Source organism: Pseudomonas sp. GL_091 (genome assembly GCF_057837725.1).
Map to the genome: position 1 here is coordinate 3,386,236 of NZ_CM174451.1, position 25,671 is coordinate 3,411,906.

General features: G+C 60.0%; 28 protein-coding genes. 9 read left to right on the top strand and 19 right to left on the bottom strand.

From position 1 onward, the window contains the following. Window positions 1-2: 2 nt before the first annotated feature. From AC3ITY_RS15495 to pnuC, 6 genes are all read right to left on the bottom strand, one after another. A complete protein-coding gene (locus AC3ITY_RS15495; protein WP_223457100.1) occupies window positions 3-683 on the bottom strand; it encodes a C39 family peptidase in 681 nt (226 codons plus the stop codon). A gap of 67 nt (window positions 684-750) precedes the next feature. Further along, complete coding sequence (locus tag AC3ITY_RS15500) at window positions 751-1,602, bottom strand: heme utilization protein (RefSeq protein ID WP_489310461.1); 852 nt, start codon at window positions 1,600-1,602, stop codon at window positions 751-753. 64 nt (window positions 1,603-1,666) lie between these two features. Beyond that, window positions 1,667-2,248 carry a fibril amyloid subunit FapB gene (gene fapB, locus AC3ITY_RS15505; protein WP_489310462.1) on the bottom strand — a complete coding sequence of 194 codons (582 nt, stop codon included), beginning with the start codon at window positions 2,246-2,248 and terminating at the stop codon, window positions 1,667-1,669. Between the two features lies 1 nt (window position 2,249). Continuing rightward, window positions 2,250-2,687 (bottom strand): hypothetical protein, encoded by a 438-nt coding sequence (locus AC3ITY_RS15510; protein ID WP_489310463.1) that lies wholly within the window; start codon window positions 2,685-2,687, stop codon window positions 2,250-2,252. A 356-nt stretch (window positions 2,688-3,043) separates the two neighbouring features. Continuing rightward, complete coding sequence (locus AC3ITY_RS15515) at window positions 3,044-3,568, bottom strand: AAA family ATPase (RefSeq protein WP_489310465.1); 525 nt, start codon at window positions 3,566-3,568, stop codon at window positions 3,044-3,046. Then, window positions 3,565-4,128, bottom strand: a complete 564-nt coding sequence (pnuC, locus tag AC3ITY_RS15520; protein WP_489310467.1) for a nicotinamide riboside transporter PnuC — start codon at window positions 4,126-4,128, stop codon at window positions 3,565-3,567. The genes AC3ITY_RS15515 and pnuC overlap by 4 nt, the downstream gene beginning before the upstream one ends. Window positions 4,129-4,543: 415 nt before the next feature. On the opposite strand from pnuC, the gene AC3ITY_RS15525 reads away from it, so the two are divergent. Next, window positions 4,544-5,374 (top strand): undecaprenyl-diphosphate phosphatase, encoded by an 831-nt coding sequence (locus AC3ITY_RS15525; RefSeq protein ID WP_223533437.1) that lies wholly within the window; start codon window positions 4,544-4,546, stop codon window positions 5,372-5,374. Then, window positions 5,371-5,799: a DUF1294 domain-containing protein gene (locus AC3ITY_RS15530; protein WP_489310469.1), complete on the top strand. Its 429-nt coding sequence runs from the start codon at window positions 5,371-5,373 to the stop codon at window positions 5,797-5,799. Before AC3ITY_RS15525 ends, AC3ITY_RS15530 begins: the two co-directional genes overlap by 4 nt. A gap of 11 nt (window positions 5,800-5,810) precedes the next feature. Here the strand turns inward: AC3ITY_RS15530 and AC3ITY_RS15535 are convergent, their stop codons facing one another. Both AC3ITY_RS15535 and AC3ITY_RS15540 read right to left on the bottom strand, forming a co-directional pair. Beyond that, window positions 5,811-6,170, bottom strand: coding sequence for an MmcQ/YjbR family DNA-binding protein (locus AC3ITY_RS15535; RefSeq protein WP_223457121.1), 360 nt, complete (start codon window positions 6,168-6,170; stop codon window positions 5,811-5,813). Beyond that, window positions 6,167-7,075 (bottom strand): LysR substrate-binding domain-containing protein, encoded by a 909-nt coding sequence (locus AC3ITY_RS15540; protein WP_223457124.1) that lies wholly within the window; start codon window positions 7,073-7,075, stop codon window positions 6,167-6,169. The genes AC3ITY_RS15535 and AC3ITY_RS15540 overlap by 4 nt, the downstream gene beginning before the upstream one ends. A 131-nt stretch (window positions 7,076-7,206) precedes the next feature. Between AC3ITY_RS15540 and AC3ITY_RS15545 the strand changes: the two genes are divergently transcribed. Then, window positions 7,207-7,818 carry an FMN-dependent NADH-azoreductase gene (locus AC3ITY_RS15545; RefSeq protein WP_489310472.1) on the top strand — a complete coding sequence of 204 codons (612 nt, stop codon included), beginning with the start codon at window positions 7,207-7,209 and terminating at the stop codon, window positions 7,816-7,818. A 168-nt stretch (window positions 7,819-7,986) separates the two neighbouring features. Further along, the gene (locus tag AC3ITY_RS15550; RefSeq protein WP_489310474.1) at window positions 7,987-9,024 is read left to right on the top strand and encodes an alpha/beta hydrolase family protein; all 1,038 of its coding nucleotides are present in this window, start codon (window positions 7,987-7,989) and stop codon (window positions 9,022-9,024) included. A gap of 21 nt (window positions 9,025-9,045) precedes the next feature. Here the strand turns inward: AC3ITY_RS15550 and AC3ITY_RS15555 are convergent, their stop codons facing one another. Continuing rightward, entirely contained in the window at window positions 9,046-10,233 is a 1,188-nt protein-coding gene (locus tag AC3ITY_RS15555) for an MFS transporter (RefSeq protein WP_489310476.1), read from the bottom strand. Window positions 10,234-10,459: 226 nt separating this feature from the next. Continuing rightward, window positions 10,460-12,046, bottom strand: coding sequence for an ABC-F family ATPase (locus tag AC3ITY_RS15560; RefSeq protein ID WP_489310478.1), 1,587 nt, complete (start codon window positions 12,044-12,046; stop codon window positions 10,460-10,462). 488 nt (window positions 12,047-12,534) lie between these two features. Between AC3ITY_RS15560 and lpxO the strand changes: the two genes are divergently transcribed. From lpxO to ilvA, 4 genes are all read left to right on the top strand, one after another. After that, window positions 12,535-13,434: a lipid A hydroxylase LpxO gene (gene lpxO / locus AC3ITY_RS15565; RefSeq protein ID WP_489310480.1), complete on the top strand. Its 900-nt coding sequence runs from the start codon at window positions 12,535-12,537 to the stop codon at window positions 13,432-13,434. Between the two features lie 233 nt (window positions 13,435-13,667). Continuing rightward, entirely contained in the window at window positions 13,668-14,015 is a 348-nt protein-coding gene (locus AC3ITY_RS15570) for a hypothetical protein (protein WP_489310482.1), read from the top strand. A gap of 67 nt (window positions 14,016-14,082) precedes the next feature. Further along, window positions 14,083-15,246, top strand: a complete 1,164-nt coding sequence (locus AC3ITY_RS15575) for a PQQ-dependent sugar dehydrogenase (RefSeq protein WP_489310484.1) — start codon at window positions 14,083-14,085, stop codon at window positions 15,244-15,246. A 204-nt stretch (window positions 15,247-15,450) separates the two neighbouring features. After that, entirely contained in the window at window positions 15,451-16,464 is a 1,014-nt protein-coding gene (ilvA, locus tag AC3ITY_RS15580) for a threonine ammonia-lyase, biosynthetic (RefSeq protein ID WP_489310486.1), read from the top strand. An 89-nt stretch (window positions 16,465-16,553) separates the two neighbouring features. Here ilvA and eco read toward each other — a convergent pair whose 3' ends face one another. Beyond that, window positions 16,554-17,036: a serine protease inhibitor ecotin gene (eco, locus tag AC3ITY_RS15585; RefSeq protein ID WP_489310488.1), complete on the bottom strand. Its 483-nt coding sequence runs from the start codon at window positions 17,034-17,036 to the stop codon at window positions 16,554-16,556. Between the two features lie 278 nt (window positions 17,037-17,314). On the opposite strand from eco, the gene AC3ITY_RS15590 reads away from it, so the two are divergent. Beyond that, window positions 17,315-17,581, top strand: a complete 267-nt coding sequence (locus tag AC3ITY_RS15590) for a DUF1652 domain-containing protein (protein WP_489310490.1) — start codon at window positions 17,315-17,317, stop codon at window positions 17,579-17,581. Here AC3ITY_RS15590 and AC3ITY_RS15595 read toward each other — a convergent pair. From AC3ITY_RS15595 to AC3ITY_RS15630, 8 genes are all read right to left on the bottom strand, one after another. After that, window positions 17,578-17,973, bottom strand: coding sequence for a hypothetical protein (locus AC3ITY_RS15595; protein ID WP_489310492.1), 396 nt, complete (start codon window positions 17,971-17,973; stop codon window positions 17,578-17,580). The genes AC3ITY_RS15590 and AC3ITY_RS15595 overlap by 4 nt on opposite strands. 91 nt (window positions 17,974-18,064) lie before the next feature. Next, entirely contained in the window at window positions 18,065-18,331 is a 267-nt protein-coding gene (locus AC3ITY_RS15600) for a DUF2790 domain-containing protein (RefSeq protein WP_489310494.1), read from the bottom strand. 295 nt (window positions 18,332-18,626) lie between these two features. Then, on the bottom strand, window positions 18,627-19,571 hold the full coding sequence (locus AC3ITY_RS15605; RefSeq protein WP_489310496.1) for a carbohydrate kinase family protein: 945 nt from the start codon (window positions 19,569-19,571) through the stop codon (window positions 18,627-18,629). A 13-nt stretch (window positions 19,572-19,584) separates the two neighbouring features. After that, window positions 19,585-21,081 (bottom strand): xylulokinase, encoded by a 1,497-nt coding sequence (gene xylB / locus AC3ITY_RS15610; RefSeq protein ID WP_489310498.1) that lies wholly within the window; start codon window positions 21,079-21,081, stop codon window positions 19,585-19,587. A gap of 74 nt (window positions 21,082-21,155) precedes the next feature. Next, window positions 21,156-22,628, bottom strand: a complete 1,473-nt coding sequence (locus tag AC3ITY_RS15615) for a mannitol dehydrogenase family protein (RefSeq protein WP_489310500.1) — start codon at window positions 22,626-22,628, stop codon at window positions 21,156-21,158. A 16-nt stretch (window positions 22,629-22,644) separates the two neighbouring features. After that, window positions 22,645-23,748 (bottom strand): ABC transporter ATP-binding protein, encoded by a 1,104-nt coding sequence (locus AC3ITY_RS15620; RefSeq protein WP_489310502.1) that lies wholly within the window; start codon window positions 23,746-23,748, stop codon window positions 22,645-22,647. A gap of 132 nt (window positions 23,749-23,880) precedes the next feature. After that, entirely contained in the window at window positions 23,881-24,711 is an 831-nt protein-coding gene (locus tag AC3ITY_RS15625) for a carbohydrate ABC transporter permease (RefSeq protein WP_223461317.1), read from the bottom strand. Window positions 24,712-24,719: 8 nt separating this feature from the next. Continuing rightward, the gene (locus AC3ITY_RS15630) at window positions 24,720-25,646 is read right to left on the bottom strand and encodes a carbohydrate ABC transporter permease (protein WP_489310504.1); all 927 of its coding nucleotides are present in this window, start codon (window positions 25,644-25,646) and stop codon (window positions 24,720-24,722) included. Between the last annotated feature and the right edge of the window lie 25 nt (window positions 25,647-25,671).

Here is a 25,671-nt window from a genome sequence, read left to right on the forward strand (position 1 = left end):
GATTAAAAGAAGTCGCTCTGTATGAAACCAAAATCCATCAATTCAGCATCTTTGACCGGGTTGAAGTTATCCATCTTGTTCTTGGCTGTCAGCGGTTCCGGTGGATTGCGTAGCGCATTGGTTTTGTCGTAACCGGGACCGACGATGGCGAAGATAATGCCATTCCAGCCTTTGACAAAGTCATCATGGGAGTAGCGTTTGTGTCCGAGTACCGGGTCGCCGATATAGACCCAGTGCTTGTCCGCCCGCTGCAACACCACGAAGTGCTTGTAGCCGCGAATTTCCATCAGTACCACCACCGGAATCGTCACTGCATCGAGTCTTTCCGGCGGGATCTTGTAGCCCCGGGCGCGCATGCCGATGCGTTCTATGTAGCGCTTCATGTCCAGCATGGAAAAGCCCTGGGTACGCACAAGGTCCTGGTCTGCGGTGACCAGCATGCCTTTGATGATGTGCTCCTCATCGACGTCGAGCCAATAGGCCTGGCGCAGTATCGTTGCCAGCGCGGCGGCGCCGCAGCTGAAATCGGTTTTTTGTTCGACGATGTCGCTGAACTTGCGCTCGCGCAAACTCTGTACGTGCTTGTACACCAGCACGCCACCCGGCAGGGCGGCAACCGGCATCTGTGCGGCCTGGGTCAGGCCGGACAGGCAGAGCAGGGCGAAAAGGACAGTCTTACGCATGATCGATACGCCTTGGGGCTGTAGAAAAGCCCCGTCGCCGGGGCTTTCATTGCGATTGCGATCGCGATTACTGGCAAGTTTTGCAGCCTGCGGCGATGGACAGCGAGTTGCTTTGCTGGTTGCCTACGCCGGACGATACGTTCGCTCCGCCGTTGCCGGAGAAGTTGTTCATCGAGCCCGTTATCGAAGCATTGTTGGTTACAGGGGGTTTCCAGCTATCTGGAGTCATCACTTGTTGAGTGGTTACGCCAGCCAGACCGAATACACCCACGGCTACGAAATCAGTCGTGGAATTGCCGTTGTTGGTGACCTTCATCCCGGACGTGCTTTGGTTGGCCGCTGCCGCCGCTAGTGCTACACGGCCGCCCGAAACGGCAATCGCCAGGTTGTTTTTCTGTTGGTTGAAGGCGCCGGTGGTCACGTTGATGCCGATGTTGCCGGAACCGCTGTTGCCGGCGTTATTGAGCGTTGTGTTGTTGGTGTTGGAGCGGTTCCTGGCGGTGTTGCCGTTGCTCCTCTGTGTCGCGCTGGAGACGGCGACGGCAGTGCCAAAAATAAAGCTTTCGTCAGCAGTGGCAAGGGCGGCGGCGTTGTCTTGTTGGTTGCCGTCACCGGCTGCAACGTTGGCACCCATGTTGCCGTTGGAGTTGTTCAGGGAGTTATCGACTTTAGCGTCGTTTTGGGTGCCATGGTTCGATACGGAATTGTGACTGCTGTTCTGCGAGTCCAGCACGGCGGCCCCGGCGCCTGCTGTAATCTGCAGAAATTGATCCAGAGTCGGGCCTTCAGGCTGAAGGTTGTTGCCTTGCTCAGTGCCCTGACCGTTGCCTTGACCATCAATACCGCCTGCTTGGGCTGCGAATGCCATCACTGCTGCCAGAGCGAAAGCCAGAGGTTTGAGAGCAGTTATCGGGTTCATGGTGTTTCTCCGTGCTCATTAGTTGGTCAAGTGTTGGTACGTCCCTAAACGCACTGTAATGGGGTCAGTCAGCGACCCGGATGCTCAGGGTGTTAGCCATTCGGTTCCCCACCCCGGCACTCTGGTTCACCTGGATGACTCCCCGGCTGCCGGTGAAGGCCTGGTCGCTTGTCACGACCTGGCGACTGCCGTTTGGGGTGCCAGTTGCTCCCGAGTTCGGTAACAACGCCACGTTCTGTTGAGAAAGGGCACTATCGTCGATGGCTTGCGGTGCAGCGCTGATGCTGATGCGCATGGCGTTGGCCATCTGGTTGTTCGCCCCGGCGCCCTGGTTGACGCCCAGTACGCCATTGCCATTACTGAAGGCGGCGCCGCCGATAGTGGCCGTTGCATCCATCGACGGATTGGCGGGCGTGGTGATTTTCTGCTGGACGCTGGTGGTCGCACCTGCTTCGGTACCAATGGCGATCGCGCGGACGTTGGCCTGCTGCTGTTGATTGCCAGCCGCCTGGTTGACGTTGAAGTTGCCACGGTATTGAGTGCCGGAATCCTGGAGGGTGGCGTTGTTCACCGAACTGACGCCCGAATCGGCCATCACGCTGGTGCAGCCGAGCAGGGCAAGTAATAACAGCAGGGATCGACTCATCTCATTGACCTCCCGCCATTCTGCCCAGTGAGCCGAGGCCGCTGCTCATGGCGCGGTTGATGGTTCCGGAAATGGCACCGCCACTGCCGCCACCGTGGCCGACGGACATGCCAGGCAAACCATTGGGGTTGGTGATGACGTTGAGGCCTTGCATTCCACTCAGGCTTTGCCCGTTACTGTTACGAAGGGCCGTTCCGGTGGTTACTCCGGCAATGTCGGCGTCGCTGAGTTCGCCGGTGACGCGGGCTGATGGGTTGGCATTGATGGTGTTCGGGTTCGGATCCCTGCCGCCGCTGCGACCGATGGGAGTCGGGTGAACAGAACGATCAAGCACGATGACACCGTTGCCTTCGGCTTGAGCGTTGAAACTGAGTATCGTGCCACCTGCGCTCGCGATCAGCAGGAGGCACGCCAAGCCCTTTTTGTTGAATATCCCCACGACGGTTATTCCTTCATTTGACGGCCGTCCCTGGTCAGCTGTTTAAGGAATAGAGCGAAACCTGTGCCGGTTTTTGAATATCGCGTTGATTCAATGGCTTGCAGACTTTTTCCGGGAACCCTTTGCCGAGAATGTTTCAAAGGTGAGACAAAACCCTGCGCAGGCAACCCGCAAATGCGGATAAACCGCTCTGGAACAGGGGTTTCAGCGACGTTGTATCAATGACTTAACAAAACCGATGACCAAACGATGAAAGGCGCTGAAATGGGTGGTTTGAGACAGAGAGGGTGTTTCAGGATCGGACACTTTCCCCCAAAAACAGGGGGGGATGGTGGGGAAATTGCCCCAAAGGCCGGTCAGGCATCGAGCAATCGGGTCACGGCGTCCAGTGCTTGGAATCGGCGTTCGTCCCAATCTCCGTGCAGTACTTGAACCGGTTGTGCGTGGCGCTCGAGCCAGGCCAGGGTCTGCTCGAAAAATGCCTGGCGCTCACTCAGTCGGGGCTGGCAACGCTGGCCGTCATCCGTCCAGTCGACGTGTTCCGGGGACAGCAGCAAGTGTAAATCATAATGCCGGGCCAGTAGCGCTTGTTCGATCCAGGCGGGGCAGTCGCCAAACAGGGTTTGGCTCCAGAGGATATTGCTCAGCAGGTGCGTGTCGAGGATGAGTAAAGACGGTTGTTGCGCCCGTGCTTCGTCCTCCCATGCCAATTGACCGCGGGCGATCTGCGGAATGTCGGCCAAGGTGGTGTCCCGCGGATTCTGTTCAATGAACCAGCGCACATACTCGTCGACCAGAATCCCGCCGAAACGCTGTTGCAACTCGGCCGCCAGCCAGCTTTTACCGCTGGATTCGGGGCCAGTGAGTACCAGGACTTTCATGCGTGCAATGCCGCATCGGCGCGCCATTCGCGCCAGCCCTGCACGGCGATAACGGTGAACAACCCGTACAGGGTGGCGGTCAGGTACAGGTCCTTATAGATGAACAGCCCGACGAAAATCACATCCAGGGCGATCCACAGCGGCCAGCACTGGACACGTTTTTGCGCCATCCAGACCTGCGCCACCAGGCTGAACCCGGTCAACGCCGCATCGAGCCAGGGTTGCGCGGCGTCGGTCCAGTGGGCCATGGCCGCCCCCAGCAACAGGCTGCCGATTGCACCGATGGCAAGGCTCAACGCCACGGACCGGGTATCGAGCCGACTGACTTCGCGGCCATGGGTCGTTTCGCCAAACCGCGTCCACTGCCACCAGCCGTAAAGCTGCAAGGCGGCATAAACGACTTGCAGCAGCATGTCCGAATACAGCTTCACCTCAAAAAAGATCCAGCTATAAAGCAGCACCATGACCAGGCCGATGGGCCAGCACCAGGGATTCTGTTTGACCGTCAGCCAGACGGCAATGACACCGAGGGCGGCGGCAAACAGTTCAAGCCCGGACATGGAGGTTCCTTGGGGAAATCGAAGAGGGAGCGGATTGTAACCGGATTGGCGTCGGGAATCCCGCGGCGCAGGGTGTGCTTCATTGGCGCGCGAAGCAGTCCTGAAATCGTTCGTGATCTTGCGGGTACAGCCGCGGATTCTTGTTCCTGTCATAAATCATTGCCAGCATCCAGCCACGCTTTGCCGCACGAGCCTGTGCGAGCGGCGACCGATAACGCGGCAGCGCCAATCGGACTTGTCTGATAGGATTTCGGCCCCGCACGGGTAAACCCCGAATCAGGGTTGTTTTTTCACAGGATTTTTACGGTTCAGTGGTGATCCTTGATGCGTGGGGCTTCAGCTACGCTGATCGCAATTCAAGCTTTTGAAAAATACTAACGGGGCATGCCGACGCGCATAGCCTTTTGGGGGATTGATGGATCTTTGGACCGCCTTTCAGGCATTGATTCTTGGGGTTGTAGAAGGGCTGACCGAGTTCCTGCCCATTTCCAGTACCGGCCACCAGATCATCGTGGCCGACTTGCTCGGCTTCGGGGGCGAGCGGGCGATGGCGTTCAACATCATTATTCAGTTGGGTGCCATCCTGGCGGTGGTGTGGGAGTTTCGACGCAAGATCTTTGACGTGGTCATCGGTCTGCCGACCCAGCCGGGTGCGCGGCGGTTTACCGCGAACCTGCTGATCGCGTTCTTGCCGGCCGTGGTGTTGGGTGTGATCTTCGCCGACCTGATTCACGAGTACCTGTTCAATCCGATCACTGTGGCAACGGCGCTGGTCGTGGGCGGGTTCATCATGTTGTGGGCCGAGCGCCGTCAGCATGAAGTACACGCCGAAACGGTGGATGACATCACCTGGAAAGATGCCCTGAAAGTCGGCTTCGCCCAATGCCTGGCGATGATTCCGGGCACTTCGCGTTCGGGCTCGACGATCATCGGCGGGCTACTGTTCGGCCTGTCGCGCAAGACCGCTACCGAGTTCTCGTTCTTCCTGGCGATGCCGACCATGGTCGGCGCAGCGGTGTACTCGGGCTATAAATACCGTCACCTGTTTGTCCCGGCGGACTTCCCGGTGTTCGCGATCGGCTTCGTCACGGCGTTCGTCTTCGCAATGATCGCGGTCCGCGGGCTGCTCAAGTTCATCGCCAACCACAGCTATGCGGCGTTTGCCTGGTATCGCATTGTGTTCGGCCTGATCATCCTGGCGACCTGGCAATTCGGTTGGGTCGACTGGAGCGCGGTCAAGCCGTGAGTGACTCAAGCTCGCGCAATAACCCCGGGCGCCAGCCCGGGGGACAGATCCGCCATTCACGGCTGAAGTGGCTGGTGTTTGCAATCCTGTGCGCGTTGCCGCTGTCGGGTTCGGTGTCGTCATGGCTGCACGGGGTGTCGCTGATTCCCCTGGCGGCCTACGGCATCGTCAGCGTCGTGACGTTTTTGCTGTACTGGAGCGACAAGCGCAAGGCCCGCGCCGAGCAATGGCGGACGCCGGAGAATGTCCTGCATGCGCTGGAACTCGCCGGTGGCTGGCCCGGTGCGTTGCTGGCCCAGCAAGTGTTCCGGCACAAAACCCGCAAAGTCTCGTACCAGTTGGTGTTCTGGATCATCGTGCTAATGCACCAGGTGTTCTGGATCGACCACCTGTTCCTCGGCGCGCACCTGTTCGCCTTGTTCTGATAAACAAGGCTCTATAGCAACAGGCCGACTTGAGTGCGCTTTGGCAGTCTGCTGACCACCAATTGGTGGGAGCGCTGCAGCAATCCCTGCAGTTCTTCGCTGCCGAGCGGGTAGGGCGTTTCCATGATGATCCACTGGGCGCGCGCCAGATAAGGCGCCGGATGAATTCCCGGGCGGTCGCAATGACCGAGAAACAGATCCTTGTCGACCTTGAAGGCCAGGGAATCACCCCGCAGGCCCTGCAAGGCGAACATCTTGTTCCCGGCAATCGAAAACACCCGCACGCCTCCCCATTTATAGTCTTCCCGCGCTCCGGGCAGGGTAAGGCAGAATTTCGCGACATCCTCTTCGCTCATCCGTCCGGCTTTCATAACAAGCGTTCCCCACAGGCATTGAATGACTCGACCAAGTGGTCAATCCAGGCGCGTACCGCCGGCATGACCCCGCGTCGATGAGGATAGACCGCTTGCAGCCAGCCACCGGGCAACGACCAGTCAGGCAACAACTGCACCAGTGAGCCGTTTTCCAGTTCCTGCTCGCAATACATCATGGGCAGCATCGTATAGCCCAGACCAGAGAGGGTGCTGGCCTTGCGCACGATAAAGTCATCGATGCCCAGCCGGGCCTCGAGCGCGAGTTCATAACTTTTGCCTTTTTGATCCAGCAGGCGGATGTGCACCATACGGTCGGCTTCCAGGGCGCCGAGCACCGGCAGGCTTTTCAGATCCTCGGGATGGTTGATCTCACGGCCAACGAGGAAGCCAGGACTGGCGACCATCAGCATCTGCGCCTGACGCAGACGGCGGGTGACCAGCAGCGGGTCTTCGTCGCCAAGCTCCCGCACACGCAGGGCCACGTCAATGCCTTCGTTCACCAGGTCAACCCGCCGGTTGAGCAGCATGACCTCCAGCTGGACCTGCGGAAACCGCTCCAGAAAGTCGCTGATCACCCCCGGCAATATTTCGTGGGCCAGCCCAACCGGGCAGGACACCCGCAAACGCCCGCGGGGCTCGCTGGACATGCTGGCCACGGCCTCGTCGGCCATTTCCGCCTCCAGCAGCATGGCCTGGCAGTGCCTTAGGTAGCGTTCACCGACGGCAGTCAGCTTCAGCTGTCGGGTGGTGCGTTGCAGCAATCGTGCGCCAAGGCGTTCTTCCAGTTCGGCGATGCGCCGTGACAGTCGAGACTTGGGGATGCCCAGCAAACGCCCGGCCGCCGCGAATCCCCCGGCTTCCACGACTTTGGCGAAGTAATACAGGTCGTTGAGGTCTTGCATGATATGAATCCGATTGTTCTATCTGTGGGACGAACTATCGCATTGTTGCCGTCTAATCAGCTATTGGTTTCGTCTGTAGGATTAGTCCCATCAGATCGCCCTTGTGGGCGATCCTCACTTGGAGATCCCACATGAAACTGCTGCATATCGATTCGAGCATCCTGGGCGACAACTCGGCTTCCCGTCAGTTGAGCGGTGAAGTCGTCAAGGCCTGGCAAGCCGCCGAGCCAACCGCCGTGGTGACCTACCGCGACCTGGCCGCCGACGCCATCAGCCACTTCTCCGCCACCACCCTGGTCGCCGCCGGCACCACCGCTGAACTGCGCAACGCCGCACAACAGCACGAAGCCGAACTGAGCGCCTCGACCCTGGCCGAATTCCTCGCCGCCGATGCCGTGGTGATTGCCGCACCGATGTATAACTTCACCATTCCGACTCAATTGAAGGCCTGGATCGACCGCATCGCCGTTGCCGGCCAGACCTTCCGTTACACCGAAGCCGGCCCTGAAGGCCTGTGTGGTGGCAAGAAAGTCGTGATCGTTTCGACCTCCGGCGGCATGCACGCCGGTCAGGCAAGCGGTGTTGCCCACGAAGAGTACTTGAAGTTGCTGTTCGGTTTCATCGGCATCACCGACATCGAAATCGTCCGCGCCGAAGGCCTGGCTTACGGTGACGACGTTCGCAACAAAGCCATGAGCGCTGCCCACGTACAAATCAGCGAGCAGTTGTTCGCCGCAGCGTAAGGCTTGCGTAAAAGTAGGCAACCGTACAGGTAAAGCCCCAAAAAACTCTGTAGTCTGGTTACGCAAGTACCAGCTACGGAGTTTTTTGTTTCTGGTCGTTTCAGATTGTGGCCTGACTTATGCAGTCAGGGTTCACGTCACAAGTCCGGTAACAAGGTGGGGCATCCGATGATGCGTCTTTGTGCAACTTTACTGATTTGCCTGCTCAGCAGCCTGAATACAGTGCACGCCGCGCCTGCACCGCATCCTCACTGGAGCGTCGGCTTCCATGAGATGACTTTTCTCGACCCGCTGGACCTGCAGCCGATGCGCGCCATCGCCTTCTATCCTTCCAGTGATCGGGAGCACGCCAGCAAGCTCGAGGGTTACACCGTCGAAGCCGGAGAGGACACCAAGGTCGCCATTGGCCGGTTCCCGATGCTGATGCTGTCCCACGGAAACACCGGTACCCCACTGGCCCTGCACGACCTCGCCACGTCACTGGCGCGCAAAGGCTTTGTCGTGGTGGCGGTGATTCACCCCGGTGACAACTCCAGGGACCACAGCCGACTCGGTACTTTGAGTAACCTGTACGGCCGGCCGATCCAGATTTCCGAAGCCATTACCGCTACCTTGGGCGACCGTATGCTGTCGCCGTTCGTCAACGCCGACCAGGTGGGGGTCATCGGTTATTCGGCCGGTGGCGAGACCGCATTGATTCTGTCCGGCGCCACCCCGGACCTGGATCGCCTGCGCCGTTACTGTCAGGAACGCCCGGATGACCACGATGCCTGCAATACCCAGGGCGAGTTGATTGTCGACCGCGACGACCTGCAACCGGTGCCTGATCCTCGCGTCCACGCCTTGATGCTGATGGCGCCGTTGAGCCTGAAGTTCGGCCGCCACACCCTGGCCGATGTGCATGTGCCGGTGCTGCTTTACAGCGGCGATGGCGACAAGCTGGTGGCTGTCGACAAGAACGCCGCGGCACTGGCGCGCAAACTGCCGACGGCGCCTGACTTCAAGCTGCTGGCGGGGGCAGGGCACTTCGTGTTCATGGCGCCATGCAATGACGAGCAGATCGTGATCATGCCCGCACTTTGCACCGATGCCGATGGCGTCGATCGGCAAGACATCCACCGCAATCTGATCTCTGAAGCCGGACGCTTCTTCTCGCGCACACTGGGCAGGGCGACCCGTGCGGGAATGCAAACGGCTGATCAGTAATACGCCAGATATCCCACAGGTTTAAGCCGCCGCGCGGCGCTTGAGTAGCAGGGTCAGCCCCAACCCCGTCACCGACAACAACGCCGCACTGAAGAAAATCCACGCATAACCCAGGTTCAACGCCACTGCGCCCATCAACGGGCCTGCGATGGCCAGCGCCAGGTCGAAAAACACCGCATAAGCACTCAGGCCCGCGCCCCGGCTGGAGCTGGGCACCTGCTTGATGGCCTCGACACCCAGCGCCGGATACACCAGGGACAAGCCGAATCCGGTCAGGCCGGCGCCAATGAGCGCATACCCGGTCGAAGGTGCCAACCACAGTAGCACCAGGCCAACCGTCTCAATGCACATGCAGACAATGGCCGACGTGAACCCGCCGAAACGACTGATGGCGGATATGAACAATAGCCGCGACAGAATGAAACACACGCCAAACACGGTCAGGCAGTAGGCCGCGCCAGTCCAGCCGCGATTGACGTAGTACAGGGTGATAAAGGTCGTCAGGGTGCCGTAGCCAATGGAAGCCAGGCTAAGGCTCGCGCCAAACGGCACAATGCGCCCGAATACCGCCCGGAACGGCAAACGCTCACCGCGCACCACCGGCACCGAGGGCTTGTTGCGAATCAGCAACAGTGCGGCCAGGGCCAGCAGCGACAGGGCGATGCCCAGGCTGGCGAAACCCAGTTGTTGCACCATGACCACGCCCAGCGGTGCACCAATGGCAATCGCCCCATAGGACGCGATGCCGTTCCAGGAAATCGAGCGCGCGGTATGCTCGGCGCCCACCTGACCCATGCACCAACTGATGGTGCCGACGCCGATCAACCCTTGGGCGATCCCCAGCAGCAAGCGCCCGGCGATCAAGATCAGCAGGCTGAGCAAGGGAAAGCCTTGCAACAGGGTCGACAGCAAGGTCAGCACGCCGCTGAGCACAATCCCTGACAAGCCATAGATGATTGCGCGCTTGGTGCCAACGCTGTCGGACATCCGACCGGCCATGGGACGGCTGAGCAGGGTGGCGAGGTATTGCGAGCCGATGGTCAACCCGGCCACGATGGCACTGAACCCGAGTTGTTCGTGGACATAACCCGGCAATACCGCAATCGGCAAACCGATGCAGAGGAAGGCAATAAAGGTATAGAAAACGATGGAGACGATCTGCAGGGTGATCGCCATGGAGCTTTGCGGAGGCACTTGCTGCACAGACATGATGGCTCGTTCGCGGGCGGCGGCGGGAGAACTGCATCATGGCGCGGCGGTGGGATAAAAGAAAGCAGGCTAACGATATTTAATGGGCAACCTGACTGTAGGAGCGAGCTCGCTCGCGAAAAACGTCTGGATAACGCGTTCATTCAGGTTGCACGCGTTATCGTTGTCGTCCATCGCGAGCGATCGAGCGTCGACCGGCTGCTCCTACAAGTGCAGCGAGGTTGTTTTAGAACACCACACCCTGGCTGCGCAGGTAGTCGTCGTAGGTGCCACTGAAGTCGGTCACGCCGTTAGGGCTCAACTCGATGATGCGGGTGGCCAGGGACGATACGAACTCACGGTCGTGGCTGACGAAAATCAGCGTGCCCGGGTAGTTTTCCAGCGCCAGGTTCAGCGACTCGATGGATTCCATGTCCAGGTGGTTGGTCGGTTCGTCCATCACCAGTACGTTCGGCTTTTGCAGGATCAGCTTGCCGAACAGCATGCGACCTTGCTCACCACCGGAGATGACCTTGACCGACTTGAGGATCTCGTCGTTGGAGAACAGCATGCGGCCCAGGGTGCCGCGAATGATCTGCTCGCCCTGAGTCCACTGGCCCATCCAGTCGAACAGGCTGACGTCGTCTTCGAAGTCATGGGCGTGGTCCTGGGCGTAGTAGCCCAGTTCTGCGCTTTCGGTCCACTTCACGGAACCGGCGTCCGGGGTCAGCTCGCCCATCAGAGTGCGCAGCAGGGTGGTCTTGCCGATACCGTTCGGGCCAATGATCGCCAGGCGCTCGCCGGCTTCGACGGTGAAGCTGAAGTTCTTGAACAGGGTCTTACCGTCGAAGCCCTTGGACATCTGCTCGATGGTCACGGCCTGGCGGTGCAGCTTCTTGGTCTGTTCGAAGCGGATGAACGGGCTCACGCGGCTCGATGGCTTGACTTCGGCCAGCTGGATCTTGTCGATCTGCTTGGCGCGGGAGGTGGCCTGCTTGGCTTTCGAGGCGTTGGCCGAGAAGCGGCTGACGAACGTCTGCAGTTCGGAGATCTGGGCTTTCTTCTTGGCGTTGTCCGACAGCAACTGTTCGCGGGACTGGGTTGCCGCAGTCATATACTCGTCATAGTTGCCCGGGAACAGGCGCAGCTCACCGTAGTCCAGGTCAGCCATGTGGGTGCAGACGCTGTTGAGGAAGTGACGGTCGTGGGAAATGATAATCATGGTGCTATTACGCGCCTTGAGAATGGTTTCCAGCCAGCGAATGGTGTTGATGTCCAGGTGGTTGGTCGGTTCGTCGAGCAACAGCACTTCCGGATCGGAGAACAGCGCCTGGGCCAGCAATACCCGCAGTTTCCAGCCTGGAGCGACTTCGGACATCGGGCCGGAATGCTGTTCCAGGGGAATACCCAGGCCCAGCAGCAGTTCGCCGGCGCGGGATTCAGCGGTGTAGCCGTCCATTTCGGCGAATTCGGTTTCCAGCTCGGCCACGGCCATGCCGTCTGCTTCGCTCATTTCCGGCAACGAATAAATGCGGTCGCGCTCGGCCTTGACCTTCCACAGCTCTTCGTGACCCATGATCACGGTGTCGATCACGGTGAATTCTTCGTAGGCGAACTGGTCCTGGCGCAATTTACCCAGACGCACGTTCGGCTCCAGCATGACCTGGCCGCCGGACGGCTCGAGGTCGTCGCCGAGAATCTTCATGAAGGTCGACTTGCCGCAACCGTTGGCGCCGATCAGACCGTAACGGTTGCCACCGTTGAACTTGACCGAAACGTTTTCGAAGAGCGGCTTGGCGCCGAACTGCATCGTGATGTTAGCTGTAGAAATCAAAGGTTTTTCCTGCGAAGCATTCAGAGTAGCTAGGGTTGCGGCAGTACCGGTTCAGTACCCGTTCCACTGTTCGGACCCGGGACATTCATCCCGATCAGCAGTGGAAGATCCATCTGGCATTTAAGTGGACAGCAGCATGTGGCGCGCCTGGCCCGAGTCAACGTGGGCTAAAAGGGGATTTTTCCCGCTCTCAACCTGGGGGCGCGTAAAGTTTGGCGGCGATTGTACTGGTCTGGCTCTTTAAACGATAGGGCGATGAGGCCTCTGCAACGCTTTGGCGGTTTTTGCGCACACATTTTCACAGTTGCAGGTTAACTATTGGTTACAAACTGTGGCTAAAATGCCATCCAGGAGCTGGAAACCGACCATCGGTAAGGCTCGTTGGCACTACGGGGCCGCTGTTTCGTAATCAATCGCTGCACAAGACCCGGAGACCGGCATGCCGGTAAGGGGCGCAGTTTGTTTACTTCCGACCTGTGACGATTTTCGTGAAACTGATCATTGCTGTTCTCTACGTTGTCTCTATCGCGTATGTCCATCTGCGTGGTCAAGTGCGCCATAAGCTGGGTCGCCAGTTGAGTGATCACTCGACGTTTCTGGCACCGATCAACTGCTTTCTTTATCTGTTTTCGACAATCCCCAACAAACCGTACCTCGACCCGGCCGACTTCCCCGACCTGAGCCCACTGCTGGCACATTGGGAAGAAATCCGTGCCGAAGGCCAGAACTTGCTTCACGCCGGCGAGATCAAGCGTTCGAACCAATACGATGACGTCGGTTTCAACTCGTTTTTCAAGACCGGCTGGAAGCGCTTCTACCTCAAGTGGTACGGCGACAGCCACCCGTCGGCCATGAAACTCTGCCCGCGCACCACCGAACTGGTACAGGGCATTGGCTCGATCAAAGCGGCGATGTTCGCCGAGTTGCCACCGGGCTCCAGACTGGTGCGCCATCGCGACCCGTATGCCGGTTCGTACCGTTATCACCTCGGGCTGGACACACCCAACGCCGACGGTTGCTACATCAATGTCGATGGCCAGAACTACCATTGGCGCGATGGCGAAGCCGTGATGTTCGATGAGACCTACATTCATTACGCAGAGAACACCACGCCGCACAATCGCATCATTTTGTTCTGCGATGTCGAGCGGCCGATGAAATATCGGTGGGCAGCGGCATTCAATCGCTGGTTCAGTCGCCATGTCATGTCGGCGGCAGGTGCACCGAACGAGGACGGAGACCGGACCGGCGGGCTCAACCGACTGTTCAGCAAGGTCTACAAGGTTCGCCTGCGCGCCAAGGAACTGAAAAAGCGCAATCGCAAGCTTTACTACCTCGAAAAGTGGTCGATCTTTGCCGGGTTGCTGGTGGTGTTCATTCTGATCTGAGCCGAGTGTTCGGGCAGCAGGCCTCATCGCGGGCAAGCCACGCTCCCACAGGTTTTGAGCCAACCACAAATGTCATGAATGCCCACCGTCCATTGTGGGAGCGAGCCTGCTTGCGAAGAGGCCGGATCAACGTCGTATTACATCGTACCGGGGAGTTTTTGGTTAACAAATCCGAACCTCGGGCGTAGCGTGGTATCGAAGTCCTTATCCACGTGGACGCAGAGAGGTACCCCATGAACCGATACGTGTTTGGCGCCATTGCGCTGGTCTTGAGTACCGTATTGGGCCCACTGGCCCAGGCCGATGCCCTTGCTTCGTTGCAGTTGGCCCAGAACCTGCCGGGCAGCACCCGCAACAACCCTTACAACAGTCCGATTCACCGGGCCAATCCCAACAGCATGCAAGGTACCCAACCCAGTGCCCCGGCAATACGCGGACCCAATACCGTGCCGGTCCCGCGCCCGCCGACGCTGGACAACGGTGGCATCGGCAATCGCTATCCCGACCGGACAGCGCCAGCCAGCCCACCGAAATTCATTCCCAATCCTCCCCCACGAGACACCGGCACCAGCAACCGTTGAGTGGCAGGCATCACGTCTGCCCGCTATTTTTCACCAGGCCCCATTTCCATCAGAAAAGGAATCCTGCATGTTGCGTAAAAACCTGTTGGCAACCCTCTGTGCCGGCGTATTGATCAGCGCCACCGTTCCTGTGCTTTCCGCGCCCACCCAGACGATGAAAAGCGAAGACGGCACCCTTGAGGTCACCCCCGTCGTGTTGGGGCTGGAGCACCCCTGGGCGCTGGCATTCCTGCCGGATCATAAAAGCATGCTGGTGACCGAACGGCCCGGCAATCTGCGGCTGGTGACCGCCGATGGCAAGCTGTCGGCGCCGCTCAATGGCGTGCCAACGGTCTGGGCCAAGGGGCAGGGCGGTTTGCTGGATGTGGCGTTGTCGCCGGATTTCAAGCAGGACCGGATGGTCTATCTGTCTTATGCAGAGGGTGACGCTCAGGGCGACAAGGCCGGCACTGCGGTGGGCCGCGGCCGGCTCTCCGACGATATGACGGCGCTCAAGGATTTCCAGGTGATCCTGCGGCAGGTACCCAAACTCTCGGTCGGCAACCATTTTGGCTCGCGGCTGGTGTTTGATCGCGACGGCTATCTGTTCGTGACCCTGGGGGAAAACAACGACCGTCCGACCGCCCAGGACCTCGACAAGCTGCAAGGTAAAGTGGTGCGCATCTACCCGGATGGCACGGTGCCCAAGGACAACCCCTTTGTCGGCCAGGCAAACGTGCGCCCGGAGATCTGGTCCTACGGGCAGCGTAACCCGCAGGGCGCGGCGCTCAACCCGTGGAACGGCACGCTGTGGGAAAACGAACACGGCCCCCTGGGCGGCGATGAAGTCAACATCATCGAGCGCGGCAAGAATTACGGCTGGCCGCTGGCCACCCATGGCATCAACTACTCCGGTGAACCGATTCCCGAAGCCAAGGGTGAGACCGTCGAAGGCACCGTTGCCCCGAACCACGTCTGGGAAAAGTCCCCGGGCCTGAGTGGCATGGCGTTCTACGATGCCGATCGTTTCAAGGCCTGGCAGCACAACGTGTTTATCGGCGCGCTGGTCAGTCAGGAACTGATTCGCCTGGAGTTCGATGGCGACAAGATGATCCACGAGGAGCGCTTGCTCGGGGAGCTGAAACAACGCATTCGCGATGTGCGGCAGGGGCCGGATGGCTACTTGTATGTATTGACCGATGAGGAGAACGGCGGGTTGTACAAGGTGGGTTTGAAGTTGCCTGCTGACTAAGGTATCTAAAAACTTGCCGTTGACTTGCCATCAACGCCCGGCTAATTTCCAGCCATGACTTCCACTGTATTGCGCTGCCAGCCAAGCATTATTACCGCCATTCCCCATTTGGCGGGCTAGCTCACGACTGCAGCACCCAACCCGCCCTGGAGGCGGGTTTTTACTTTCTGTCTCCCGGGCCCCGATCAATGTCAGGAGACGACCATGAGTTTTACCGCTGATCAACAGGCCCTGCTGGAACGCTACGTCAAAAAAATCCTCGTCGCGCCGGTGTATGAACTGGCCGTGCGCACGCCTTTGCAACCGGCACCGGCCTTGTCCGAAGCCTTGGGCAACCAGATCCTGCTCAAGCGCGAAGACCTGCAACCGACCTTTTCCTTCAAGATCCGCGGCGCCTACAACAAGCTGGTACAACTGAGCGAGGCGCAAAAGGCTCGCGGCGTGGTCACGGCTTCTGCCGGCAATCATGCGCAGGGCGTGGCACTGGCGGCGCGGGAACTGGGGATCAACGCCACCATCGTCATGCCCTGTACGACGCCGCAATTGAAGGTCGTCGGGGTGCGCAGTCGCGGCGCCGATGCGGTGTTGCACGGCGAAAGCTTTCCGTTTGCGCTGGCCTATGCGCTGGATCTGGCCGGGGAAACCGGTCGCACCTTTGTATCGCCCTTTGACGACCCGGAGGTGATCGCGGGGCAAGGCACGGTGGCCATGGAGATCCTGCGCCAGCATCAGGGGCCGCTGGATGCGATCTTCGTGCCGGTGGGTGGCGGGGGGCTGATCGCGGGTATCGCTGCTTATGTCAAATATTTGCGGCCGGAAGTTCGAATCATCGGCGTCGAGTCGGAACATTCCGCTTGCCTGCAAGCGGCGTTGCTGGTCAGCGAGCGGGTGGTACTGCCCAGCGTCGGCACCTTCGCCGATGGGGTGGCGGTGGCGCAGATCGGCGCTTATGGTTTTGAGGTCTGCCGGTTCTGCGTTGATGACGTGGTGACGGTCAGCAACGATGAACTTTGCGCCGCAATCAAGAATATCTACGACGATACCCGCTCGATCACCGAACCTTCCGGCGCGCTGGCGGTGGCCGGGATCAAGAAATACGTCGCGCAAACCGGTGCCTTGGGGCAGACCCTGGTGGCGATCGACTCGGGTGCCAATATCAACTTCGACAGCCTGGGGTACGTGGCCGAGCGCGCCGCGTTGAGTGGCGCCCCGGCATGACGCTTGGGCAGGCCGACAGCGGACGCCGCAAGCGGGCGCCGCAAGCAGGCGCCGCAAGCAGGCGCCGCGAGGGTCCGCCGGACGCCGGGTTATTCCTGAACGGCTTTCTCGACCTTGGCCGATGCCGACCAGATCCGATAGCGCACTTCGATGTCCTTGGGCACGTACAGCACGAGCGGCAGCTTGCTGTTGTAACGCAGCAGGAAGCCGTCACCGACCACCGGTACAAAACCCTGTTTGCTGGTGCCGCCCGGGCAGGCCATCAGCGTGCTCATCGGGCCAATGACTTTTTCCAGGCGATAGAACGGATAGCCCCAACCTTCGAGGTTCTTCTCCTCGAGAATGCCGCCCAGACGCGGGTTATTGCAGTCGACGGTCATCGTCTTGCCGGCCAGGATCTCGACCTGGAAGTCGTTTTCCCGGCTCTGTGGCGCGAGGTGAATCACCTGGCGGGTAAACCCGCTTTCGGCCTTCGGATAGGGCGCGGTGTCTTCGAGTTTGGCGGCGTGCGCCACGCCGGCAAGCCCCAGTGCGACTAGCGCTGCGCAAGCGTTAACGGTCAAAGAACTCATGGCGCCTCCTTGCTTGAAGTGAAGGGCGGCATTCTCACGGTCGTTTGCAGTGAATGCAAACCCGGGATGCCCAGTGTGCAAATTGCAGGCTCGCCAGAGGCGCTTATTGCAAACGGTATGGCAGGTTTACAGGTGATTCGTCTAAATACTTGAATTGCCGATGAGCTGCACCGCGAAACTCAGGGTATGTTTTATGCTGTAGCTATCCTTGAAGCTTGCCGGGATTTCAAATGAGCGAGCATTGATCGTCGGGCAGTCTCACAAAGGAGGGAGTCGCCATGTTTCTTTCTGCCTTGGAAATTCGCAATATCATCGAAAGCAGTTTTCTGCCCAAGCGCTGCCAGTGCACGCTGTCACCGGATCTGTCGATGACCGTCAAGGTCTATGCCGACGGGCAAACCGATCATCTCGATCTTTTGGTCACTGGCATCGATGCTTCCGGGCTCAATGGTTGTCGGGAAATCAACGAGTTGATTGCCCAACTGCGCTCCAGACAGCATCACGTCGAGGTCGAGCCGCACTCTATGCTGGGCAAAGCGCTCTAGCTTGCCGTTTCGAGTTCTACGGACACGCGCCGGGTCTGGAAGAACGCCAGGCCCAGCGCCAGTTCAACCCCGACCGCCAGCAAAATGCCCGGCCCGACATGGCCGTCGAGCCATTCGACAAAACCCAGCACAGCCAATCCCCAACAGCCGACGACGAAGCCGAGGCTCAGCGCATTGCGGGTTGCGCAAGGGGGCTCGTTGCGAACCAGAAAAGAGATCACGCTCAACGCCCCAAACAGCACGGCGGTGCGTCGCGCGACCAATCCCGCCGCGAATGAAAACTCGATATCCCAGAACGACAATAACCATTGCGGTGCAAAGCCCCAAACCAGGCTCAGCAAAAGACATAAGGCGGCGGTAAACGTCGACAGCGTGCGAAACGACAACTGCATGGCCAATCCTTGCGGGCAGAGAGGGAGGCGCTAGAGCATAGCGCCGTAACCCTCAAAGGCATACCGCCAGGTGCCAAATCAGACTTTTCTGTCAGCTCTGGTTCTCGCAGGCGTCGGAAAGTTTACGGTAGGAAATTTCTGCGAGTTTTCCCGTGTCATCGATGTACTTCATCTCGGCCTTCACCACTTTGCACTCCAGGGTGTCCGGCTCGGTCAGTGAAATCACTTTGCTGACATGCAATGGCATGCCGTAGTGATAGGGCACGGCTTGAGAGGTCGGGGTGTCATTGGCCTGAGCCAGGCCGGTAAACGCGGTGCAGGCGAGGGCGGCGGTAACCAGCAGGGTGCGAGTGTTCATCAGCGATCTCCGGTGCGGACGGAATGTCAGTTCGATGTGTCGCTTGTCGAACTTGCCGCACTGGGCGTCAGAACAGTCTGAGGGCGTGCGGTCCAGTGAAGTGTTGGACCGCACGGTTAAACGAGGGTTAACCCGGCTGAACGCCGCTTGTCGCGGATGCGCGATCCTGTGTATCAGTTAAGACCATCGGGCGCCTGATGGAAAGTTATCGCGAGCAGGCTCGCTCCTGCATTGGATCGCTGTCGGACATGAGTCTACTGTAGGAGCGAGCCTGCTCGCGAAGAGGCCCTCGAGCTCAGCGCAAATCCAGTTGCTTGCGATAAGGCAAATCCGGCCCGGTCTTGCTGCACGTCAGCGCCGCCGCCTGCACCGCGAACTTCAGCATGCGGTCGATCTGCTCGCGGCCAAGTTGCTTCACACCCTCTACCGAGTCCAGTTGCTGTTCGGTCAACCAGGTAATCAGCGCCGCCTGAAAGGTATCGCCCGCGCCCACAGTGTCGGCGATTTTTACCCCACAGGCAGGAGTCGACCACGAGCCGTGAGTCCGGCTGAACACGCTCGCGCCTTCGCCACCCCGGGTCAGGAACACCAGCTGACAGCGGTGCTGCAACCAGCCGTCGATCACCTGCGCCGGGTCCTGGCCGGGGTACAGCAGATGCAGGTCCTCGTCGCTGACCTTGATCAGGTCGGCCAACTCCACCAGGGTCGCGACCCGGTTACGCCACAGGTTGATGTCCGGCTCCGGGTTCAGGCGCACATTCGGATCGAGGCTGACCAGGCGTTTGCCGCTTTCCCGGCGCACCAATGCCAATAGCGTGTCGGCAATCGGCTGCACCACCAGGGAAAACGAGCCGATATGCAGGCCGCGTACCTCAGGCCCGAGTGTCGGCAGGTGCTCCGGTTGCAATTGTCGATCCGCGCAGCCTTCGCCACGGAAGCTGTACTGCGGCGAGCCATTGGCCCCGACCGCGACCATCGCCAGGGTGGTCGGCGCGGGAAAGTCCAGCAGGAAGTCCTGGCGCACGCCTTCATCTTGCAACACTTGCAGCAGGCGCCGGCCCAGGTAGTCAGTGGACAACCCGGCCAACAGCGCCGCGTCCACGCCCAACCGGCGCAAGCCCACCGCCACGTTGAACGGCGAGCCACCGGCAATGGCTTTGAAATTCACTTTGGACGCCAGACCGCTGGCGTCGTTTTCACTGAAAAAATCGAACAGCGCTTCGCCACACACCAGGTACATAGTTGTTCACTCTTTAAAGGGTTGCGACATGCTGTTGATAGCGTTCATACGCCTGCTGACAGGCTTGTACATTGTCGGCGACCGGCAGGGTTTCACTGGCCGGGTCGAGTTTCACGCAGCGCTCACACAATTGCGCCAGGCTGTGTTCGCGCCCGTTCGCCCGGGATACGCACCAGGCCGCCTGAATCGCCGCACCCAAGGCTGCGGCCTCGCTTTGTTCGGTGCAGATCACCGGTGTATTCATGGCATCGGCGACGATTTGCCGCCAGACCGCACTTTTTGACCCGCCGCCGATCAGCCGAATGCTGCGGCTTTGTAAGCCATTGCGGCGTAGCAGGTCCAGTCCGTAACGCAAACCGAACGTCGTGCCTTCGACCACCGCGCGGCACAGGTTGGCCCGGGTCAGGTTGGTCATGGTCAAACCCGACAGGCTGGCGCTGGCATGGGGCAGGGCAGGCACCCGTTCGCCATTGAAAAACGGCAGCATGCACACACCTTCGGCACCGATCGGCGCCTGGGCAACCAGTTCGTTGAACTGATCGATGTCGAGGTCCAGCAGGTCACGAATCAGGCCGGTGGCATTGGTCAGGTTCATGGTGCAGATCAACGGCAACCAGCCGCCACTTGAAGAACAGAAGGTGGCTACCGCGGCATCTGCGGCGACGTTCGGTTGATCGGCGTAGGCGTACACCGTGCCCGACGAACCGAGGCTCATGGTGATTGCACCGGGCTGGATGTTGCCGGTGCCAATGGCCCCCATCATGTTGTCGCCACCGCCACTGGACACCAGTGCCCGGGGGTTGATGCCCAGGTGTTCGGCGATGCCCGGCAGAATGGTGCCGACCGCCTGATGGGCATCGATCAGCTCCGGCAGCGCGGCTTGCAGGCGTCCGCTGGGGTCGATGTCACGCAACAATTGCACATCCCACTGGCGCGTACGCACATTGAAATACCCGGTGCCCGAGGCATCGCCGTATTCGCTGCAACTGCGGCCGGTGAGCCAATGGTTGAGGTAGTCGTGGGGCAGCAGAATGCGGGCGATCCGGGAGAACACCTCGGGATGCTGCTCTTTGGTCCATAACAGCTTGGATACGGTGTAGCCCGGCGCGATGACCACGCCGAGGCGTTCCAGAGAACCCTTTTCACCACCCAGGTGCGCGAGCAGTCGGTCATTCTCCGGGGTCGTTTCGGTGTCACACCAGAGTTTCGCCGGGCGCAACACCTTGCCCTGATCGTCGAGCAGCACCAGGCCATGTTGCTGGCCGGACACGCCAATGCCGAGAATAGACTGGCCATCGACTTTGGCCGCGAGCAAGGCGCGGCGGGTGGCGGTGGCGAAGGCTTCCAGCCACTGGCCGGTGTCCTGTTCGCGACGGCCGTTGGGGCCGCTGATCATCGTGTGGGTGGCTGCGCCCTGGCCCAGCACCTCGCCGCTGACGGCGTCGAGGATCACCGCTTTGGTGCCCTGGGTGCCGCAGTCGATGCCGAGGAATAGTTGTTGGGTTGTCATGCAGGATCCTTGGATATCAGTAAACCCTTATCGCGAGCCTGCTCGCGAAGACGGCAGTCGCTACACCACCGACCTTAAGCCAGCACCCGCTCCAACGTCCGCGAAACCCCAACCTCCCGCAAGCTATTGCAACACCACTCAAACGCCGCGACAAACTCCGGCGAGCGCGCAATGGCCGTACCAAAAATCTCCTCGACCGCCAGCAAACGCTGGGTAATCAGCACATCATCGGCCACCAGTGCCTGGCAGAACGCTGCGCGCGGATCCGCAATCGTGTAGGTCTCGCCATGCTCATCCACGCCTTTGAGGTACAGCGCCCACGCCGCCACCACCAACGCCGCGCGCCTGGTTTCGCGGCCATCGGCGATCAAGCGGTTGATGGTCGGTACGGTGAACTTCGGAAACTTCGATGAGCCGTCCGAACACACCCGTTCAAGCTGATCGGCAATCGCCTGATTGGAGAAACGCGCCACCAGGGTGTTCTTGTACTCGGACAGGTCGATTCCCGGCACCGCCGGCAGCTGTGGCGCCACGTCCAGGTCCATGTAGGCGCGCATGTAGCGCACGAACAGCGGGTCGTTCATGGTCTCGTGGACGAAGCGGTAACCCTTCAGGAACCCCAGGTACGTCAGCGCCAGATGACTGCCGTTGAGCAGCTTGATCTTCATTTCTTCATAGGGCGTGACATCGTCGGTGAATTGTACGCCGACCTTTTCCCAGGCCGGGCGACCATTGACGAACCTGTCTTCCAGCACCCATTGCGCGAAGGGTTCGCAGACCACCGGCCAGGCATCGTCCACGCCATGCTGGTCCGCCAGTTGCAGGCGGTGCCGGGTGCTGGTCATCGGCGTGATACGGTCGACCATGGCGTTGGGGAAACTGACGTTGGCGTCGATCCAGTCGCGTAATTGGCTGTCGTGCAAGGCGGCGAAGGCCAGCAGGGCCTTGCGGGTGACTGCGCCATTGTGCGGCAGGTTATCGCAGGACATCAGGGTGAAGGCCGCTGTGCCAGCAGCGCGGCGCCTGGCCAGTGCGGCACAGAGGAAACCGAATACGGTTTTCGGCGCGTCCGGGTGCGCCAGGTCATGCTGGATCTGCGGCAAGTGCGCCATGAACTCACCGGTGCTGTCGTCGATGCAGTAACCGCCTTCGGTGATGGTCAGCGAGACGATGCGGATCTCGGGGCTGGCCAGTTTGTCGATCAACACCTGGGCGTCGTCTTCGGCCAGCAGCATGTCGCGGATGGCGCCGATCACCCGCACTTCGGTGTCGTCGCTGTCGCCGAGTTCGAACAGGGTGAACAGATAATCCTGATCCTTGAGATCGTCACGGGCACGGCGGTCTTCAGCGCGCAGGCCGACACCGCAGATGGCCCAGTCCAGGCCTTCGCCGGTATTCATCAAGGCGTCGGTGTAGTACGCCTGATGGGCACGGTGGAAACCGCCGACCCCGATATGCGCGATGCCTTGGCGGGTCTCGCCCAGGGCGTAGGCAGGCAGGACCACTTCAGGGGCGAGGCGGCTGAGGTTGAGTTTGTTCAGTTTCATCGCAGGCTCTCTGAAATCAGGCAGCAACGCGCAGCGGGCGGGTCAGCGCCACGCCGTCGGCATCGAATAAATGGCAGTGTTGCGCATCCAGATGCAGGCTCAGGGTTTCACCGTAGCGGCTGGCCAGATCGCCGCGAACGCGCATGGTCAGCGCTTCGCCGGATGCAGTCCGGACGTGGCAGAAGGTGTCGCTGCCCAGGCGTTCGCTGACATCGGCGGTGACCTGCAAGGTGCAGTCGCCGGGTTTGGCCAGCTCCAGATGCTCCGGGCGAATGCCCAGTGTCACCGCACTCCCGACGCTCAGATGCCTGCCGCTCAAGGGCAGGTTGATGCGGGTTCCGGCGTCCAGCTGCACTTCACAGCCCTGGCTGTCGACGCGGGTGACCTTGCCCTTGAGGAAGCCCATTTTCGGCGTGCCCAGGAAACCGGCGACGAACAGGTTGGCAGGCTGGTGATAGAGATCCAGTGGCGAGCCGACTTGCTCGATCTTGCCGCCATTGAGTACGACCACTTTGTCGGCCATGGTCATCGCTTCGACCTGGTCGTGAGTCACGTAGATCATCGTGGCTTGTAGCTCTTTGTGCAGGCGCAACAGTTCCAGGCGCATCTGCACTCGCAGGGCGGCATCGAGGTTGGACAACGGTTCGTCGAACAGGAAGATTTTCGGGTTGCGCACGATGGCCCGGCCAATCGCCACGCGCTGGCGCTGGCCGCCGGACAGTTGCTTGGGCTTGCGCTCCAGCATCGGCCCCAGTTCGAGGATGCGCGCCGCTTCGCTGACCTTTTTCTCCACTTCGGCTTTCGCCACGCCGGCCAGGTCGAGGGCGAACGACATGTTCTTGCGCACGCTCATGTGCGGGTACAAGGCGTAGGTCTGGAACACCATCGCCAGGTCGCGCTTGGCCGGGCTCACTTCGGTGATGTCGCGACCGTCGAGCTCGATGGTGCCGCCGCTGACTTCCTCCAGTCCCGCGATCAGCCGCAGCAGCGTGGACTTTCCGCAGCCCGACGGGCCGACGAAGACCACGAACTCCTTGTCGTTCACTTCAAGGTCGATGCCCTTGATGATGGAAAAGCCTTCGAAGCCTTTTTGCAGATTCTTGATTTTCAGGTTGGCCATGGTGATGGGCCTCCGTTTGTTTTTCTGTAGGAGCGAGCTTGCTCGCGATAAATTTGTAGGCGGAGCGTTCTTCCTGTCTGCACGCGTTATCGTTCACGTCCATCGCGAGCAAGCTCGCTCCTACAGGGATCTTCATTTCACGGCGCCGAACGACAGGCCGCGTACCAGTTGTTTCTGGCTGATCCAGCCGAAGATCAGGATCGGCGCACAGGCCAGGGTCGAGACGGCCGACAACTTGGCCCAGAACAGCCCTTCGGGGCTTGAGTACGAAGCGATCAATGCGGTCAGCGGTGCGGCTTTCGACGAGGTCAGGTTCAGCGACCAGAACGCCTCGTTCCAGCACAGGATCAGCGACAGCAGGACCGTGGATGCCAGGCCGCCCTTGGCGATGGGCAGCAACACCCGGAGCATCTCCTGGGCCAGCGTTGCGCCGTCCAGCCGCGCGGCTTCGAGGATGTCCCTGGGGATGTCCTTGAAGTAGGTGTAAATCATCCAGACCACGATCGGCAGATTGATCAGCGTGTAGATCACGATCAGCGCGATCCGCGTATCGAGCAGGCCGAAACTCTTGGCCAGCAGGTAGATCGGCATCAGCACGCCCACCGGCGGCAGCATCTTGGTCGAGAGCATCCACAGCAGGGTGCCCCTGGTGCGCTGGGTTTCGTAGAACGCCATGGAGTAGGCCGCCGGCACCGCGATCAGCAGGCACAGGGCCGTGGCGCTGAAGGAAATCACCACCGAGTTCCAGGCGAAACTGAAATAGTCGCTGCGCTCGTTGATGTGCAGGTAGTTCTCCAGCGTCGGCATGAAGATGAATTGCGGCGGCGTGGCGAAGGCATCGATCTCGGTCTTGAAACTGGTCAGCACCATCCAGAAGATCGGAAAGAAAATCACGATCGCGATGGCCCAGGCCAGCGTACCGAGCAGCAGGCTTTGCAGACGACGGGATTGTTGAAGAGTCATGGCAGGCCTCAGGCTTTGTCGGTCAGGTTTTTGCCGATCATCCGCACCAGGATGATCGCGGCGATGTTGGCGATGACCACGGCGATCAGGCCGCCCGCCGAGGCCATGCCGACGTCGAACTGCACCAGCGCCTGGTTGTAGATCAGGTAGGCGAGGTTGGTCGAGGCGTAGCCGGGGCCGCCGTTGGTGGTGGTGAAGATTTCGGCGAACACCGAGAGCAGGAAGATGGTTTCGATCATCACCACCACCGCGATCGGCCGCGCCAGGTGTGGCAGGGTCAGGTGCCAGAAAATCGCGACAGGCCCGGCACCGTCCAGGCGCGCGGCTTCTTTCTGTTCCTGGTCGAGGGACTGCATGGCGGTCATCAGGATCAGGATCGCGAACGGCAGCCATTGCCACGAGACAATGATGATGATCGACAGCAGCGGGTAGTGCGCCAGCCAGTCCACCGGTTGCGCGCCGAACAGCTTCCAGACGTAGGCGAGAATCCCTGACACCGGATGGAAAATCAGGTTCTTCCAGATCAGCGCACCGACCGTGGGCATGATGAAGAAGGGTGAGATCAGCATCACCCGCACGACACCGCGACCGAAAAACTCGCTGGCCTCAAGCAAAGCACTGATCAGCACACCCAATACCACACTGATCAGCAGCACGCTGCCCACCAGCAACAGCGTGTTGGTGGCGCCGGGCAGGAAGCCCGAATCGGTGAGGAAGTAGGTGAAGTTTTCCAACCCGACGAATTCGTTCTCGCCGGGGTTGAGCAAGTTGTAGCGAATCGTCGAGAAGTAGACGGTCATACCCAGCGGTACGATCATCCACAACAGCAGCAATGCCACCGAAGGGCTGACCAGAAACCAGCCAGGATTGGCCACTCGGCTTTTGCGCTGGGGTTGGGCAATGTCCATGTGAGCTTTGGCAGTTGATGTATTCATGGTGATCACTTGCTCGATATTCGGC